This is a genomic window from Bacteroides luhongzhouii (genome assembly GCF_009193295.2).
Classification (GTDB): domain Bacteria; phylum Bacteroidota; class Bacteroidia; order Bacteroidales; family Bacteroidaceae; genus Bacteroides; species Bacteroides luhongzhouii.
The window spans coordinates 1,797,604-1,816,364 of sequence record NZ_CP059973.1 but is presented as its reverse complement, the minus strand read 5'-3'; the positions used below and the strand labels follow the sequence as shown (position 1 = coordinate 1,816,364).

The 18,761-nt window shown below is 40.0% G+C and carries 13 protein-coding genes; 3 read left to right on the top strand and 10 right to left on the bottom strand.

Features of this window, described 5'->3' with window-relative positions; translation table 11 throughout:
- Window positions 1-111 precede the first annotated feature (111 nt).
- The 4 genes from GD631_RS06615 to GD631_RS06600 all read right to left on the bottom strand — a co-directional run bounded on the left by GD631_RS06615 (window position 112) and on the right by GD631_RS06600 (window position 6,560).
- On the bottom strand, window positions 112-963 hold the full coding sequence (locus GD631_RS06615) for a DNA/RNA non-specific endonuclease (RefSeq protein ID WP_143256898.1): 852 nt from the start codon (window positions 961-963) through the stop codon (window positions 112-114).
- Between the two features lie 76 nt (window positions 964-1,039).
- Entirely contained in the window at window positions 1,040-3,121 is a 2,082-nt protein-coding gene (locus GD631_RS06610; protein ID WP_185911590.1) for a DUF6359 domain-containing protein, read from the bottom strand.
- Between the two features lie 20 nt (window positions 3,122-3,141).
- A complete protein-coding gene (locus tag GD631_RS06605; RefSeq protein WP_143256897.1) occupies window positions 3,142-3,984 on the bottom strand; it encodes a DUF5689 domain-containing protein in 843 nt (280 codons plus the stop codon).
- Between the two features lie 47 nt (window positions 3,985-4,031).
- Window positions 4,032-6,560 (bottom strand): TonB-dependent receptor, encoded by a 2,529-nt coding sequence (locus tag GD631_RS06600; protein ID WP_143256896.1) that lies wholly within the window; start codon window positions 6,558-6,560, stop codon window positions 4,032-4,034.
- Window positions 6,561-6,760: 200 nt separating this feature from the next.
- Here GD631_RS06600 and GD631_RS06595 point away from each other — a divergent pair, with 200 nt between their 5' ends.
- Both GD631_RS06595 and GD631_RS06590 read left to right on the top strand, forming a co-directional pair.
- Window positions 6,761-7,786 (top strand): endonuclease/exonuclease/phosphatase family protein, encoded by a 1,026-nt coding sequence (locus GD631_RS06595; RefSeq protein WP_143256895.1) that lies wholly within the window; start codon window positions 6,761-6,763, stop codon window positions 7,784-7,786.
- Window positions 7,783-8,940, top strand: a complete 1,158-nt coding sequence (locus GD631_RS06590; protein ID WP_143256894.1) for a DNA/RNA non-specific endonuclease — start codon at window positions 7,783-7,785, stop codon at window positions 8,938-8,940. Before GD631_RS06595 ends, GD631_RS06590 begins: the two co-directional genes overlap by 4 nt.
- 219 nt (window positions 8,941-9,159) lie before the next feature.
- Here GD631_RS06590 and GD631_RS06585 read toward each other — a convergent pair whose 3' ends face one another.
- The 5 genes from GD631_RS06585 to prfB all read right to left on the bottom strand — a co-directional run bounded on the left by GD631_RS06585 (window position 9,160) and on the right by prfB (window position 13,720).
- Window positions 9,160-10,452 (bottom strand): MgtC/SapB family protein, encoded by a 1,293-nt coding sequence (locus tag GD631_RS06585; protein ID WP_143257097.1) that lies wholly within the window; start codon window positions 10,450-10,452, stop codon window positions 9,160-9,162.
- A gap of 58 nt (window positions 10,453-10,510) precedes the next feature.
- A complete protein-coding gene (locus tag GD631_RS06580) occupies window positions 10,511-10,978 on the bottom strand; it encodes a CYTH domain-containing protein (protein WP_004305204.1) in 468 nt (155 codons plus the stop codon).
- 118 nt (window positions 10,979-11,096) lie between these two features.
- Complete coding sequence (locus tag GD631_RS06575) at window positions 11,097-12,149, bottom strand: porin (RefSeq protein WP_143256893.1); 1,053 nt, start codon at window positions 12,147-12,149, stop codon at window positions 11,097-11,099.
- Between the two features lie 235 nt (window positions 12,150-12,384).
- Window positions 12,385-12,519 carry a hypothetical protein gene (locus GD631_RS22270; protein WP_255435730.1) on the bottom strand — a complete coding sequence of 45 codons (135 nt, stop codon included), beginning with the start codon at window positions 12,517-12,519 and terminating at the stop codon, window positions 12,385-12,387.
- Window positions 12,520-12,603: 84 nt separating this feature from the next.
- A protein-coding gene (gene prfB, locus GD631_RS06570; protein ID WP_143256892.1) for a peptide chain release factor 2 occupies window positions 12,604-13,720 on the bottom strand; the annotation gives its coding sequence in 2 pieces (ribosomal slippage) (window positions 12,604-13,656 and window positions 13,658-13,720; 1,116 coding nt in all).
- A gap of 100 nt (window positions 13,721-13,820) precedes the next feature.
- Between prfB and GD631_RS06565 the strand changes: the two genes are divergently transcribed.
- Window positions 13,821-16,739 (top strand): M16 family metallopeptidase, encoded by a 2,919-nt coding sequence (locus GD631_RS06565; RefSeq protein ID WP_143256891.1) that lies wholly within the window; start codon window positions 13,821-13,823, stop codon window positions 16,737-16,739.
- Between the two features lie 168 nt (window positions 16,740-16,907).
- Here the strand turns inward: GD631_RS06565 and GD631_RS06560 are convergent, their stop codons facing one another.
- Window positions 16,908-18,722, bottom strand: coding sequence for an AMP-dependent synthetase/ligase (locus GD631_RS06560; protein ID WP_143256890.1), 1,815 nt, complete (start codon window positions 18,720-18,722; stop codon window positions 16,908-16,910).
- Window positions 18,723-18,761 lie beyond the last annotated feature (39 nt).

Sequence of the window (18,761 nt, the reverse complement as noted above, 5' to 3'; positions counted from 1 at the left end):
CTTTCCTCTTTTTAAAAGCAATGAAGTACAAGTACCCGATAATTTATTACCTTTATATGATTGATTTATAAAATCGGAGTATATGAGCACTAAAATTATTAACGAGTGATCTTATTCCAATCCCGGCCACGCTTTTGTTGAATACGTAGCCTCAAGCGCATTTTCCAAATTATCATTTAGATTCGGAAAAAAATCAATTCCTGTCTTTTCTTCCAGTTCATCTATTGATAATGCATAGTCAACAAGTTTTATTGTTTTTGACGGTTTACTGTCTGTATGTTCCATCCAAAAAGCAATTGCTTTGAAAGAATCTCCCTTTTTAAACAACAAAGCCATATAATAATATTTAGGAACAGGCTTGCTACGGTCGCCACCTATATATTCTTTGACTTGTTCCTCCTTATCAATCGTTCCGCCTTTTACTACATACAAGGTATCTGAAGCTGTACAGCTACGCCCCCATGACTGTACTTGTCCTTCCAATGCCAACCAAACACCTGTATTAAAATTGTTCCGTTGCGGACTCATATTCGTATAATAAAAGGTTTGGTCATTAGCTTCTTGTTGATAAAGTCTGTCGGCAGAAGCACAGAGGTGCCCTCTATCATAACCTTTTTTCCCAAAATCTACTTGAGTACGTTGATATTCCATATCAAGAGAAGGGTCCGGAATAAATTCATCACTACGAGTTGCCTCTTGCAGTCTAGTTTGATTATCGAATCGAAAAGCAATCCAACGGGAATGTTTCTTACTCTTATCGTATTCCATACTGAAAGAGGTTACTTTCTGCCCTTTGAAAGTAGTAGAGTGAGTTACAAACACATCGTTTACACCATTGCGGAGAGCAGGAAGTTCTACGATGCCGGTGGCAAAATTATTGGAGTTGTTGTTTTCATCTTTGCTACAAGATTGTAAGCCTAGCCCCCACAAACACAGCAAAATATATTCTATTTTAAATTTCATAAGATATATTATTTAAGATAACAGAATAGGCAGTTATAACAAAGAGCTATAACTGCCTATCACCATATATCCTTTATTATTTCTTACCTTTCAATGTTATATCATCAAGACGAAAACCTACAAGATTATTCTCTGTGGAAATAAATTCAATCGAAGTAATACCTTCCGGGATTCCTGTAAGTTCAACTTCCTTATATTCAGAAGTTGATGTAAGTTCCACAGAAGGAATGGTCATCATCTGTTCACCACACTTAACATTTATATTAGCTTGATTTGCTTTAACACCTGATGAGGCAAGAGTATTAGGTAAAATTTTGTAACTCAACACTAAATCACGATATCCTGTTGTATTTATATTTTCTATTTTAAAGCCATAGATATTCTTGGCAGGCAGCCAAACACAATTAGATATAGTTTTTGTTCTTCTAATCTCTATTTTTTTACTCGGATCTGTCGTAGAGAACACCAATCCTACCCCATTTGTCCATTCTTCAAAATCTGCTATTGCAAACTTTTCAGTACTACCTGTCGACAAAGTCTCGCCAAAAGTTTCTGTGAATATTACACTTTCAGTTCCGGGAGTTTCTCCGCCACCTCCTACATATTTTACATTATCAATTTGATATGTAGGCAAATTTTTATTCACACCTGTACTTACAACCGCATACTGGAAGCCGATAAACCCAACCTTACCATTATAACTGCTTAAGTCAACATTTATATCTCTCACCCATTCAAAATTAGTTCCAGAAGTAGGTATTTGAGCGACAGTAACTTCATTCTTAGTAACCACACCATTTGCATCCTTCTGCAAGAAGAATACTTTCAATGTCATATCGGCTTGCCAATTTGCTCCTGCACAATCAAATGTAAATTTGTTCGCTGTACTAACTGTAAAAGCTGGAGTTATAAACCATACCTCCATTGTTTCATTAGCAGCGACATTATAAGGGGTCGCTTTAATATACTTATCTATATTATTATATATTCCAGTCTGCCAAACATTAGATGCTTGGATAGATTTATTAATCCAACCCTCCAAACTATAATTCTGATTTATAGCAGTAATTTCCTCAAAATCGGCACTAAAGGTCGATTTTGGATTTGAAGTATCTAAACCAAATGGATCATCATCGGGAGTTTCTCCACCACCTTCACCAGCAGCAACTTTCAGATTATAAATATACCAGGTATTATCAGAACCACCAGCTTCATTCTTATAAACAAAAGCTATTTGTGCCTTTTTCGATGCAAAATCCGTAAGGTCTACGGTAGTAGTTACATGATTATCACGACCATTAGAGTAATTAGAAATAACCAAATCAGTCCAGTCTGTAGCATTTTCTTGCCTAATTTTTAACATCAGTTCTTCAGGCTTACCTTCTTTATAAGAAGAATGTTCAAATGTTAATGTTGCTTTACTAATAGCTGTCATATCCAAAACAGGAGAGAGGAACCATCCTTCTGCTGGAACATTTGTTGTCCCATTATACGAACTAGAAGTAGCGGCAGTATATTTACTACTATAATACCAAACATCTCCAGTCAAACCCTCACTTACTTTATTTTCAACTGTAAATCCTGCAAGGTCTGAAGCAAACGACGCGGAATAAGGTTGATTTTCTGTAATCGTTACATTGCCCGGAGTAGGTTCACCACCGTCTCCAATCTCTTTTCCATTAAGAACAGCAGCAGTAGGTGCTTTTACACCAGCTTGCTTAAAGTAGTTTTCTAATGTACCTTTAATAATAACAACTTGTCCCAGATTAGCCGCATTATCAACCAAATTTAATTGAGCCCGCAAATCTGTTCCGGCAACTAACTGTACAGGAATACATTTCTTGTAATCCTTTTCATTCACATCATCTGCAATCAAAATATTTGATGCACCAACAAAAGGAGCTTCAAACTTAGATCCATCAGCCAAAGATGCCCCATCTGCCGAACCTACAATATATCCTTGTACCCAAGCAACAGAACCATCTTGTTTCAATGAAGCAGTAGCTATATTATATGGATTTTCTTTCGTACCATCACCCGTCAATCCCGGAACATCACCTTCTCCCAATATATCATAAGGAGCCGGTACATCACTACATGAACTAAATGTAAACACCGCAAGCAGTGTCAAGAATAAAGCATTTAGAATCTTTTTCATAATTATATGTGTTAATTGAATTAATTATTTCGTTTGATATCGCTTAAAGTACGAACAACAACCTCCCACTGGTTATTGTAACGCAACAAAATACCTGTAATATTTACACTACCTTGCGGCATTACTTCCATTGAGAAGTTTGCATAAGCACTGGTATAAAGGAATAGATTACTTCCACTCTGCGTACCGTCAGCATAAGTGAAATAACGTTTTACTGAACCTTCATCTCCTGGAGCATAAGTCGCTGTTCCATCTGCTTCGGAAAGTTTTATATCTTTGAAAGTAACCAGTACCGGAGCTTCTTTCAAGTCTATAGCAGCAAGATCAGCTGGAGTAGTAATTTCAATCGGTGTCAGTTCTGGATAATATAATTTGGGTTCATTAATCAGACGTACATGTTGTTTCCATACATATTCCGGCATACGGCCTACAGAATTATTATATACTGTTCCGATCTGCGCCTGTTTACGATAGCTACCTATCTGCAAACCCTTACAGTCGACTACCACTTTCTGTCCTACCGGGCAGAATGCATACAATCCGGTTGCATTAACACCGATAACGATAGCACCTGTCTCATCTGCTACCACCAGCTTCTTATATAAGTTTCCACTTTCGTCATCGCAGGTAATCACTCCTTCAATGCGCGTTTCACCTTCGATAGTGGTATAGGTATCTTTACTTGTATCGATGAAATCATTGTATTTCTCTTTCAGCGCAGCTATTGAAATGGTACGTCCTTCCGGGATTGAATTATTGCCATAAGCATTTCCCGTCACCGGATCATCATAGTTCTCACAGGAAGTGAGACCTGCGCCACATAGCAGCAATCCGGTACATAATATAGATAGTAATTTCTTCATAATTGTTTCTTCCTTTCTTATTGTTTTGGATTGATAACTACACATTCTTAAAATCTATAACCAATGTTCAAGAAAGCGTTGAACGGGAATGCGTAGAAATACTTAGAGTTCTTAGAAAACTTGTAAACACGTGCGTCACCGTCTTTGTAATTATCATCACGGTTCTGTTCGAAACCACCTGTACGCAAATCTGTATTGTTCAAGATATTAGTCAAACTCAAATTAAGGCTAATGCTCTTTCCATTGCGTAAACGAATGTATTTTCCGATGGAAGCATCCAACATAAATCCACCATCCAGTTTCTCCTGACCCGGTACATGGAGAACCGGATTTCCATTAGCATCTACACCGGCACCATTTTTATCCAATACGCTGCCAAGACGACGATAGCTTGAGAAATCGATATATACACGATCATAATAGTTTCCGGTCAAATTGAAGAACCAACCTTTTACGTTATAATCCAAAGCAAGGCTATAAGCCGAAAGCGGAGTACCATTAGCACGCATACCTTTAGCATAAACACGATCGAGGTTTGACTCATTCTCACTTTCATATGTCAATACAGCATCCGGATTATTGGTGTATTTAGCTTCACTCCAAGTACCGATAGCCGTCAATGAAAGTTCGCTTGTCAACTTAAAGGTAGCCGCTGCTTCTATTCCCCAATGTTCCTTTTCAATGCCATTCATAGAAAGATAAGTGAAACGTGCTTCGCTATCATTATAAAAAGCATCCATTTCTACCTGATTCTGGAAGCGAGTATAATAACCAGTCAAACGTCCCATCACCCATGGAGTGTTGAAGTTATAAGTCAAATCACCACCAATGATGCGCTCTGTTTTCAAGTCTCTCACAAAGTCGTTCTTAATACGAGGAGCGATAAAGGAGTTATAAGCCAGTGGTGCACGTTCTTCATATCCGGCATTCAGCGTGAAAGAATGGTTACCATTGATAGCCCAATTCATACCGGCTTTTATACCTCCTTCAAGGAACTTCGCCGTACCGCTGCTGCCAAGTGATTTCAACGGAGCACGTCCGTTTCTCATCAGTCCGTCACGGAACATTTGTGTAGATCCTATTTTACCGGAAGCGAAATAGTTTAATGATCCGCCATTGTTGCCCTGATAACGTACCCATGCACTCTGCTTATTCACATAGATGTTATAATTATAACCAAATTTATCACCTTCACCAATACGACGGTTAGGATTATCAAGGTCATTTTGCACCATACTGGAACTAGCTCCATGATCGCGTACCGCAAATTTGTCGACGTCAGTATAAAGCTGTCCGCCCAGCAAATCCTTCATTTTTTTATAATGCATACCTTTCGTTGTATTCACGGCAACTCCCGCAACATAGCTGTTACGTTCATTCCATTGATGGTTGAATACAGAACTAAGGTTGAATGCCAACTGGTCATCATGACGTTCTTCTACATAATAAAGTGTCTCTTTACCTAATGCATTCGCCTGTTTATTGGCAAAATAAAGAGCATCCCAATCTAACTGACGATAAGCTTTATTATTTTTCCAATTATCTGTGACTTCATTAAACTGCTGCAATTCATCGGCAGTAGGAACAGATTCCCACACGTCAAAGATTGAGCTAGGCAACTTTTTATAATAATCCGGGCGTGGATCGGCAGCATTACCATTCCAACCTAGAGCACTTTTCCCATAATTGGAATATTTGAATCCGGCACTTGTCACTAACTTCTTATTATCGTCAATGGTGAAATTCCATGAAGCAATAGCCGATGGCTCGAACTGACGTACAATACGTGCATTTCGTTTTTCTCCATTCTGATATCCCCAGTTCGGATTATAATAATGACTGTTCGCTAAATAATAAGCTTCTTCGGTTGCCGCCATTTGCTGTCCTCTCTCTGTCGGTGTTCCCCAAGTTGCCAAAGAGAGACTATGGCGATCATTAAATACTTTCTCCGCACCGAGGAAGTAAGAAAAAGAATTATATTTGATTCCTTCAATATTTCCCTCATTACCCCAGCGATAGCCCAATGATCCGGTAAATGCCCAGCCATTGTTCATCAAACCCGTAGAATAAGTATACATTCCACGCAAAATGTAGTTGCGGTTACTACCTGACAGTGTTAGTTTTGAACCGGCCGCATATTGGCTGGCACGTAAATTGATATTGGTGGCACCTCCTATCGCGCCAAAAGTAAAGTTGTTAAATTCAAAAGGACCGATCCCCTCCTTATTACGGGTAGCATCGTTCAATCCTCCTATTAATCCGTAACTGAAACGTCCTGTTTCTGCATCATTAAACTGTACCCCATTGATATACATGTCACTATACTGGGAATCATATCCCCTTACACGAAATCTCATTGGGCTAAACAGATAACCTACATTTGACAGATAAACATCATTGTTAGAAGTGACCAATGCAGATGTGCTCTGTGCTGCATCATCATCCTCATTCAATTGTGATTCTGTAAACATGAAAGAAGCATTGTCCTCACGGGCGTTTTGCTTTGCCTTTTGCTGCGCAAAAAGTGCTGGCATTAAGCAAAATAGCACGATCGCTAACCCTAGTCGTTGTTTCATAATTTAATTTATATTAATGTTAATTGGTCTTTCGTTTTGCAACATAAAAGAAATAAGCTGTTACGCAAAATAACAAAGAATTTTATATATAACAATGTTTTTTGCAAAAAAAGTAACTAGTAAGGGTGGTTTTTCCGTTTTCTTTTTAGATATTTGTCATACAAATGACAAATTACCCACTTTTAAAATCAATTTTAAAGATGAAAAAAAGCTTAATGACTTTAGGTGTACTCGCTCTTTTCGTCCTCATGGCCTACGGACAAGAAAAGAAATTTGCCCTCTACAGTGTAGCGTTCTACAATATGGAAAATTTGTTTGACACCATTCATGATGAAGGCAAGAATGACTACGAGTATCTTCCTAATGGTACTAATCAGTGGAATACGATGAAGTATAAGGCTAAGCTGAAAAACATGTCGGAAATATTGAGTATGTTAAGTACCGACAAGTTACCAATGGGTCCCGCCATTATCGGCGTTTCTGAAATCGAAAATTACAGAGTACTGGAAGACATACTGAAGCAACCGGCTTTAGCGGACAGAGGTTACCAATATGTTCACTACGAAGGAGAAGACCAACGTGGTGTGGACTGTGCCTTCTTCTATAATCCCAAATTGTTCGAACTGACAAATAGTAAACTCGTACCTTATGTATATATCAATGATACGGTGCATAAGACACGTGGCTTCCTGATTGCCAGTGGCAATATCGCAGGTGAGAAAATGCACTTTATCGTCAATCACTGGCCTTCGAGAGCTGCCGCTTCTCCAGCACGTGAACGCGCAGGAGAACAGGTTAGAGCTATCAAAGATTCACTGTTAAGGGAAGACTCCGCAGCCAAAATTGTCATTATGGGAGATATGAATGATGACCCAATGGATAAAAGTATGGCTGTAGCACTTGGAGCTAAACGTAAGCCTGCTGATGTAGGACCTACAGACTTGTACAATCCTTGGTGGGATACTTTGAAAAAAGGATACGGAACTCTGATGTACAAAGGCAAATGGAATTTATTCGATCAAATCGTATTCACCGGGAATTTATTGGGCACTGACCGCAGTACACTGAAATTTTATAAACATGAAATCTTCCGCCGTGATTTTATGTTCCAAAAAGAAGGGAAATATAAAGGATATCCTAAACGGACGCAAGCAGGTGGTGTATGGCTAAACGGATATAGCGATCATTTGCCTACTATTATTTATCTAATTAAAGAAGTGAAATGACAAAAGCATTATTTAGACTATTCATCCTGTTCATAACCTGTAGCACTGCAATCTCATGTAGTGAACAGGATTCGCCTGAACTTCCGGACAATCCGGGCAATACCAATCAAGGAATTGCCTCTATTGACCAAACGCAAATCAATGCAAATGGAGGCGGATTTATCATCCGTGTAAAAGCGGACGGCACATGGCAGGCTTCAAGCAGTGAGACTTGGTGTACATTGAGTAGAGCATCTGGCAATGGAAATGGCTCTATCAGTGGATATATGAAAGCAAATACCGGAGCTGAACGGAACGTCATTATTACAATCATAGCTGGGAAAGAAAAAGCAGAGTTTACACTCAAACAATTAGCTGGCAATAGCTCAAATCCGGATCCAGACCCAGATCCTGAAAAGCCTTCGGGATATGCAGGCAGGATTGAAATTCCAGCTTTACGTTCCGGAAATATGTATAAGTTTATTACGCACACCACTAAAGAGAATAACAAAGAGGTTATTACTTATAGTTATGAGTATGATTGTAGTAAAATGCATTCTCGTTGGGTCGCATGCACTTTTAGCACTGCCACTTCTGACAAAGACGTTGGAAGGCATGAGAGCTTCACAGAAGATCTTTCATTACCTCCAGCATACAGACTTGGAGAAAAAGCTTTTTCTGGTTCTAGCTACAGTAGAGGACATTTAATCGCCTCTGAAGACAGACAATATTCAGTAGCAGCCAACAAGAAAACATTCTATATGTCAAATATGAGTCCACAAATTCAAGATGGATTCAACGGAGGTATTTGGCTAAATTTAGAAAGACAAGTTCAAAGTAAAGGCTATAGCATTACTAATTCAAAAGATACATTATATGTAGTAAAAGGGGGAACAATTAGGGATGACCAGATACTAAAATATATATCTGATGGCTCTCATAATATAGCTGTTCCCAAATACTATTTTATGGCACTGTTATCCCTTAAAGATGGAAAATACTCTGCCATAGGATATTGGTTTGAGCATAAATCTTATAATAGTAAAGAACCCTTTTCTAAATATGAGGTTACCATAGACGAGTTAGAAGCTAATACGGATATTGATTTTTTCCCTAATCTTCCTTCCGACATAGAAAAAGACGTAGAAAAGAGTAAAGACAACTGGAAATGGTAACAAGTCATACCACTACTTAAAGGTATTCAACAAATATCTCACTTTGAATTTAAATGAAGAGTAAGTTTCCTTTTTAATGAAATTTACTCTTCATTTTTTATCCATTTCACTTTATCGAATATAGCCGATAAAAACACTTCTATTTTATCGACTATATTCGACAAAATAGAAAATTACTAGAACTAAGACCAATGAAAAACGATCAATTGCTCCCTTTTCTTAAATATAAAAGAACAGCAACAAAACGAGATTACAAGCAATTACCACACCGAATCCTCCCAAAATCCAAGGACGAAGTTTACTTCCTTTTCCTGCAAAGAATAGAGCATAGAACATATTTACCATTATATTGCTAATGATAGCCTGCATACTACAAGCAGTAATTATCAATGCAGCCACACTACCTGTATTTTGCAACAAGTTTAATATAAAAGGAGTTATATCACTAAAACCGGAAACAAAAGACAAGAGATTCAATCCACCTGTGCCCGCATAAACCAACGTATAGTGAGTTAAGAAAGTAAATATCACAAAGAGTACGGCAAAAATCAAAGCAACTTTAAATTCCAACGGGTTGCTGCTATCATCCTCTTCTGTTTCAGCAGACTGGCCTTCCGGGCGTTTTTGCCGGGAGTGAATAAACCAAGCTACAATAGCTGCCACCACCGCCATAGTCAACAGATACGGATAAATAGACAGGAAGATTTCTCTACTGAAAATAAGTATCAGTATCATAAAGCGCAGAAACATCATGCTGACAGCCAGCAGCATGGCAGCAACATAATCAGTAGCTTCCTGTTCAGAGGCTTTCCGGCTTTTACGGGCAAGTACCGAGATCGTAGCCGTACTGCTGTATAATCCGCCAATAATACCGGAAACTAACGTTCCGGATTCATGGAATACATATCGCTTTAATAGATAAGAGAGATAGGAAATGCCGGATACCACTACTGTTGCCAACCAGATAGAATAAGGAGTGAGATTAATATCCGGAATCAGATTCTTATGCGGAAGCATCGGTAATATGATACCGCTGATAGCCAAGAACTTGGCTAACGTAATCATTTCATCATTCTTCATCCGTTGCGCAAACTCTGTAAAAGTATGTTTAAGTTCGGTCAGCAGGAGCACAGTCACAATTACCATGACATAAAACCAGGAAGGTTGGGTAGCTACGATAGGAGCCATACAATAAGTAATCAGGGCAATAATGATGGTAGTTACACCAAAAACATGAAATTGCGATTGCTTTACATAATAGTTCAATCCCAACAGCAATCCCAATACCGCTCCGCCTCCCATAAACAGGCGCATATCCGTAGGGTCTAAAATATAAAGCAAGTAACCTAGTATACCAATAAAGGTAAAAGTGCGGTCGGTTCCGAAAAGAGTAGTTTCACCCTCACGCTTCAGACTGATTCGACGTTGCGAAAGTCCGATTAATAAAGAAAACAAGGTTACTAAAACAAAAGTAACCAATTCACGCGGCACATAGCTGTACAACTGTTCCATATCCATACACTGCTCTCTTTTTTATATAAGAACAAATATACGGTTTATTTGTTAACGCTCACCACGTTTTATACGGTTTTTTCATTAACTGTGAGTTATAGTAGCGTATATCGCCCGTTACCTCCTCACCGATAAAGTCGGGTTTTACAAAAGCCTCATCTTCCGATTCCAGCTCTACTTCTGCCACAATAAGTCCTTCATTCTCACCATAAAACTCATCGACTTCAAATACATGTTTGCCACTACGTACTAAATAACGGGTCTTGTCAATAATCCCCGGTTCGCAAAGCCTCATCAATTCTTCTGCTTCTGATAAGGCCAGTTCCTTTTCCCATTCATAACGACTGGTACCGGAAGCATTAGAGGCTCCCTTTATCGTCAGATAACCTTTTTCATCCCGAATACGAACCCTGACAGTACGCCCGCGAGCACTACTGATATACCCCTGTACAATGTGACTTTGCGCAAAAGCCGAAGACTTAAATTCACCGATAACTAAAAATTTACGTTCTATTTCCTGTGCCATGGCACAAAGATAAATTAAAAAATGAATATTGAGAATAAAAAAATGATCGTTTGATACCTCACATCATGTATCAGAAAACTACAATTCTTAATTATCAATTTTCAAGTCTCAATTTATTTTAGAATCTCGTCATGAATTCAATCACGATTTTGTCCCGTTCTGATTCTTTAGGGACACCGGAGTTCTTATAGAAATATTTCTCGAAGTTCAATCGAAGGTCGGCAATGAAAGCTTTGGAAAGACTTAATGTGATTCCACCCGTCACACGATGGCGGGCATAATCATTTATAATCAGAGCTTTTGTCGTTTCATCCATCTTACCATCACTATGATCGGTCATCATATCATAGCGAGCCAGAAAAGAGATTTTATTGAATACTTTCTTCAATGGTAAATCGTAATTAATAAAACTATTTACCGCATGAACATCTTTAAACGCTTCGTGGCCGTACATTTTATATAAATATTCCGCCTCAATATGAAAACGGTCATTCTGATAATAGATACCGGCATCGTACATATTAATCCGCACATTTTCCGGTTTTATCATTTGGGTGCTAAGTGTCAGATTCCAGTTCTTATTAGGCAATAACTGCGCTTTCATGGAGTAATTCAGCGTTTTGTGCCATTCTTTTTGATTCGTCAGACCGGAGCCATTGAACAATCCCCCTTCAAGAATAAATGGAAAACCGTCTTTATTCGTATAACCAGCCGTAAAACCGACATCACGCACATTTCCTACTTGCTTGGCAATGAATGAACGGTTGGCAAAATACTGCTGATGTGGCGAGCGGTGAGCATCTATCGTGAAAGGAACGCGCATCTGACCGATCGTAAAATTCAGGTCTTTCACCGGAAAAACACGTGCATACGCATCCAGCATCTTAATGGAACCTTCGTCGGAAAGGTCGATTTCCGCTTTATAGGCAACTAACGGATGTACATTTCCCGAAACACTGAAGCGCGCGTTACGTACTTCAAAACGACTTTCACTTGTTTCTGTCTGGTATTCATATTTTCCCCGGATAGTTCCGTGAATCTCCGGCAGGTAATCCTTAAATTCCATTGTCTGCTTATCCAGCTTCTTGCCATCCCCGGCATCTTCTTTTGCCTGTCCAAAGGCCATTGTCGCCAGCAAAAGCATGACGACGGTTGTTGTGATTCTACTCATTTCAGTTGTATGCTACTAAATTCACGGCAAAAGTACAACTGTGAGGATACACGAAGATGACAAATCGAATACAGGAAAATGACAGAAAAGTTACATTCATATTACATAGAATACAAATGCATTACAAAACAAAGAGTTCACCACAGATTACGCAGATTACCACAGATTGAATTTGATATTCATCATATCAATAGCCAAACAATCTGGGCCGGCTGTGTAATTTGTGGTGAACTTATCAGCCGAAAAAGGAAAATGCAATCAGCATAATCAATGCCAAAATAATTAATGAGACGAACACTATTCTGACAACCTTCTGTGCTTGTTCTTCTTCTTTCTTACTAATCGCTACTTTTTTCTTCCCCTTACTCATAATAGTTAGCTTTTAAGTTCAACGCTAACAAAGTAAGAACAAATCTTTTAACTTTCCAAAAATAACACTTGATAATTTTATTTTTTATGATTCCTGTGAAGAAAACTCCATCAGATAAGCTTTGATAAAACCATCTATTTTGCCATCCATCACACCGTTCACATCTGAAGTCTGATAGTTGGTACGATGATCTTTCACGCGACGGTCATCAAATACGTAGCTACGGATCTGGGATCCCCATTCGATCTTCTTCTTACCGGCTTCCACTTTCGCCTGTTCTGCCATGCGATGCTGCAATTCCTTATCATACAAGATGGAACGTAGTTGACGCATTGCATTCTCACGGTTCTTTGGCTGGTCACGGGTTTCGGTATTTTCAATCAAGATTTCTTCTTCCTCACCGGTATAAGGATCTTTATACTGATAACGCAAACGGACACCGGATTCTACCTTATTTACATTCTGACCACCGGCACCACCACTTCGGAATGTATCCCAAGAGATATTGGCAGGCAAAATATTTACCTCGATACTGTCATCCACCAGCGGAGTAACGAATACAGAAGCAAAGGAAGTCATACGTTTACCTTGTGCATTGTATGGAGAAACACGAACCAGGCGGTGCACACCGTTCTCTCCCTTCAAATAACCGTATGCAAAATCACCTTCAATATTGATAGTACAGGTTTTGATTCCGGCTTCATCACCTTCCTGAAGGTTGGCAATGGTAGCTTTATAACCGTTCGTCTCGGCATAACGCAGATACATACGCATCAGCATAGAAGCCCAGTCCTGGCTTTCCGTACCACCGGCACCTGAATTGATTTTCAACACACAATCCATCTGGTCGGCTTCGTCACGAAGCATATTTTTGAGTTCGAGTGCCTCTACTGCTTCACTGGCTTTTGCGTAAGCAGCGTCTACATCTTCCTCGGTCACCAGTTCTTCTTTATAGAAATCAAATGCCAGTTCAAGTTCATCTGCCAGTGTCTTGAGTTCGTTGTAGCCTTCAATCCACTTTTGCAGGTCTTTCACCAGTTTCATTTGAGCTTCAGCCCTCTTCTGGTCATCCCAAAATCCCGGAGCTTGTGTTCTTAATTGCTCTTCTTCGACTTGAATTTTCTTCCCGTCGATGTCAAAGATACCTCCTCAGCGCATCAGTGCGCTCTTTCACGTCTTTAAGTTGTTCAATAGTAATCATTTGATTTACAATTTTATTATTTACAAATTTCAGATATCAGGGGACAAAGATAAGCAAAAATCTGCTACCTTTGTTTTTGTTATTAAAATGTTGTCATATTATGAACAAACTACTGAAACTTTCTTGCTTATCACTCTTCCTGGCAGTAGTGATTTGCAGTTGTAACTCACAAAAAAAGTATAGCTACGAAACAGTGCCCAATGACCCGCTAAAAGCCCGCATTTACACACTGGACAACGGACTAAAAGTTTACCTCACCGTAAACAAGGAAACTCCGCGCATACAAACATTTATCGCAGTAAGGGTAGGCGGAAAGAATGACCCGGCAGAAACAACCGGACTTGCTCATTATTTCGAACATCTGATGTTTAAAGGCACTGACAAGTTTGGCACACAAGACTACGCGACAGAAAAGCCTCTATTGGATGCAATCGAACAACAATTCGAGATTTATCGCAAGACTACGGATGAAGCGAAACGTAAAGCTATCTACCACACCATCGACAGCCTTTCTTACGAAGCCTCCAAGTACGCTATCCCTAATGAATATGACAAATTAATGGCAGCCATCGGGTCTACCGGCAGCAATGCTTATACCTGGTACGACCAGACGGTTTATCAGGAAGACATTCCTTCCAACCAGATAGAAAACTGGGCAAAGATTCAGGCAGATCGTTTTGAAAACAATGTCATTCGTGGTTTTCACACAGAACTGGAAGCTGTATACGAAGAGAAAAACATGTCACTCACCCGTGATAACAGTAAAGTGCAGGAAGCCATTTTCTCCTCTCTCTTCCCAAAGCATCCTTACGGGACGCAAACGGTGTTGGGTACACAGGAAAACCTGAAGAATCCTTCTATCACGAATATCAAGAATTACTATAAACAATGGTATGTACCCAATAATATGGCAATCTGCATGTCCGGTGATTTAGACCCGGATGCGACAATTGCACTCATTGACAAATATTTTGGCGATCTGAAACCCAACCCGGACCTTCCGAAGCTAAACTTAGCGAAAGAAGCACCAATCACACAACCTGTTGTGAAAGAGGTATTAGGTCCGGATGCTGAAAGTGTTGCACTGGCCTGGAGATTTCCCGGTGTGTCTGACAAAGACTTTGAAATCCTACAAGTCGTTTCCCAAGTGTTATACAACGGAAAAGCGGGACTGATTGACCTCGATCTGAATCAACAGCAGAAAGTGCTGAATAGTTATGGCTATCCGATGGGACTGGCGGATTACTCGGCATTGTTGTTAGGAGGGCTTCCCAAACAGGGACAAACGCTGGAAGAAGTGAAAGACTTACTGCTCGGCGAAATCAAAAAGCTCCGCGCCGGCGATTTCGACGAAAAAATGTTGGAAGCCAACATCAACAACTTCAAACTCGGCGAACTGCAAAATATGGAAAGTAATGAAGGACGTGCTGACATGTTTGTCAACTCATTTATCAATGGTACAGACTGGAAAGACGAAGTGACCGCTATCGACCGTATGGCCAAACTGACCAAAGAAGACATTGTAACATTTGCCAACAAATACCTGAAAGAAGATAACTACGCCGTTATCTACAAGAAACAGGGAAAAGACCCGAACGAAAAGAAGATGACGAAACCGGAGATTACTCCTATCATCACCAATCGTGATGTAGCCAGTCCGTTCCTTGTAAAAGTACAGGAAAGTGCAGTAAAACCGATCGAGCCTGTATTCCTTGACTATCAGAAAGACATGAGTCAGTTAAAGGCGAAATCTGATATTCCGGTTCTTTACAAGCAGAATGTAGCCAATGATCTGTTCCAGTTGATCTATGTCTTTGACATGGGGAACAACCATGACAAGGCTTTAGGAACAGCATTTGACTATCTCGAATATCTGGGAACTTCGGATATGACACCGGAGGAACTGAAAAGTGAATTCTATCGCTTGGCTTGTACTTTCTACGTATCTCCGGGCTACGAACGCACGTATGTCGTACTTTCCGGACTGAATGAGAATATGCCGGCTGCCGTACAATTATTCGAGAAGCTACTGGCAGATGCACAAGTAAACAAAGAAGCCTATGCGAATATGGCTGGAGATATACTGAAAGCCCGTTCTGATGCCAAGTTGAATCAGAGCCAGAATTTCTCCCGTTTGATGAGCTATGCCATGTACGGCCCCCAATCACCTGCCACCAATCTGCTAACGGAAGCGGAACTGACAAATATGAATCCACAAGAGTTAGTAGACCGGATTCACAATCAGAACAGTTACAAGCACCGCATTTTATACTACGGTCCAAGCAGCAGCAAAGATTTGTTAGCTACCATCAATCAGTATCATCAGGTTCCGGCAGTCTTGAAAGACATTCCTGCCGGAAACGAATATTCTTATCTTGAAACGCCTGTTACTAAAGTTCTGATAGCTCCTTATGACGCCAAACAAATATACATGGCGCAGATATCCAATCTCGGCAAGAAGTATGATCCAGCCATCGAGCCTACCCGCAAATTATATAATGAATATTTCGGAGGTGGCATGAACTCCATCGTCTTCCAAGAAATGCGTGAGACACGTGGATTGGCTTATTCTGCTTGGGCTAGCATACTACCGCCGAACTACTTGAAGTACCCCTATATATTACGTACACAGATCGCAACGCAAAACGACAAGATGATCGATGCCGTCACCACATTTAATGACATCATCAACAATATGCCTGAATCGGAGGCTGCCTTCAAACTGGCTAAAGACGGATTAACAAATCGCCTGCGTACTGAACGTATTGTCAAAGGTGACATCATCTGGAGTTATATCAATGCACAGGATTTAGGCCAAAACATAGACCCGCGTATCAAGCTCTACAATGATATACAGAACATGACACTGAAAGACATTGCCGACTTCCAAAAGCAATGGGTAAAAGGACGCACGTATGTGTATTGCATTTTGGGAGATAAGAAAGATTTGGAACTGGACAAGCTGAAAGCTGTAGGTCCTATTGAAGAACTGACACAGGAGCAGATCTTCGGATACTAAGTAAAAACGAGTAAACAATAAATAATGCGAATCAGTAGTTGAACTCTGATTCGCATAAATAACAAACGGTGAACAGACCTGTCTATTACACAGATTGTTCACCGTTTTATTGTTCACGACTTACTATTTACGGTTTATTGTTTCATACTTACGTTCACCGTCTGTCACTTATTTCTCATTTTCTTCGTACATCTTTTCGATCTGCTCACTATAATTCTTGGCAACTACCGCCCGTTTCAATTTCAACGTATTAGTCAATTCTCCACGTTCCATGCTGAACGGTTCGGGAAGCAAAGTGAAACGTTTGATTTGCTCATAGTGTGCAAACTGCTGTTGGAGTGTATCAATCCGTGCACGGAACAATCCTACAATCTTCGGATGTTGCAGCAACTCAGTCATATTTTTATATTCAATACCTTTTTCTTTTGCATACTCTTTTACGTATCCATATACAGGTACTATCAGGGCTGAAACAAATTTACGCTGATCGGCAATAATAGCGATTTGGTCGATATAACGGTCTATAACCAGTTTCGTTTCCAAAGCTTGTGGAGCGATATACTTTCCATTCGATGTTTTAAACAAATCCTTGATGCGCTCGGTTAGGAATAACTGTCCGTTCTTAAAATAACCGGCATCACCTGTATGAAACCAGCCATCCGGTTCAATGGCAGCAGCCGTAGCTTCTGCTTTCTTATAATAACCTTTGGTAATCGTCTTGCCCCGAAGCAGGATTTCATTGTCTTCACCGATCTTCACTTCAAGTCCCGGCAATACGACACCAACCGAACCGATGTCATAGCCAACCGGCAGCGTACAAGATACAGTAGCCGTAGATTCCGTCAATCCATATCCCACCACCATATTGATTCCTACTGAATGGACGAATTCATTGATTTCATCAGGTACGGCAGCACCGGCAGTTGGGAAAAAATTACCGTTCTCAATACCAATTGTTTTTTTCAGTAGAGAATAGATTGTCTTTTCGTAGAATTTATATTTCAGTTGATTCATCACCGGAGGAGTCTTACCCAAACGCAGATAATCCAGATTATGAATCCTACCTACTCGGATAGCATCCAACATCAGTGCTTTCTTCAACCCTGTTGTTTCGTTTATTTTTTCTTGTACGCCTGCATACACTTTCTCCCAGAAACGGGGAACGCTACACATCAGTGTCGGACGAATTTCCTTAATCGTTGTCTGAATATCCGCCGGACGGAGATTGATACAAATCTGTACTCCTTTATGAATACAGAGATAACACCATGCTTTCTCAAACACGTGTGTCAAGGGGAGGAAGTTCATGGATACATCCTTATCCGACATTGTTGTCAAACGGTCATCGTGTGTATGAAACTGTTCCAGATAACAGGAATGATGAAGCATGACGCCCTTCGGTTCACCCGTTGTACCGGATGTATAAAGAATGTTTGCCAAGTCATCATAAGAAGCCCGCTCCGTACGTTCTTCTACCGTATCATTATGAGGTAATCCCTCTCCCGTCGCCATAAATTCATCAAAATAGATAGATGATACGTCACGGGGATCTTTCACAACCGAACGGTCAAAGATAATCAGTTGTTGCAGAGAGGTGCAGAAACCAAAGATGCTGAAAGCAGCATCATACTGGTATTGCTCGCCTACAAAAAGGAAACGAATCTGCGCATCATTAATGATATATTGCGCCTGCGCAGGTGAACTCGTTGCATAAAACGGAATGGTAACAGCCCGATTGGCAAACGCGCCAAAGTCGACATAGAACCATTCAGGTTTATTCTGTGAAAATATACCGATATTCTCTTGTTCTTCTACTCCCAATGCCACGAAAGCATTAGCTGCTTGCCGTACTGTTCTGGAGAACTGCTTCCATGAAATAGGAATCCATTGAGCTGTCTCATAGTCACGGTATTTTAAGGCTACCTTGTCGCCATATTTTTCGGCTTGACGATGGACCAGGACAGATAAATGATGATAAGTCATACTCTTTGTATTAGTAAATATGGTGCAAAGGTATTAGTT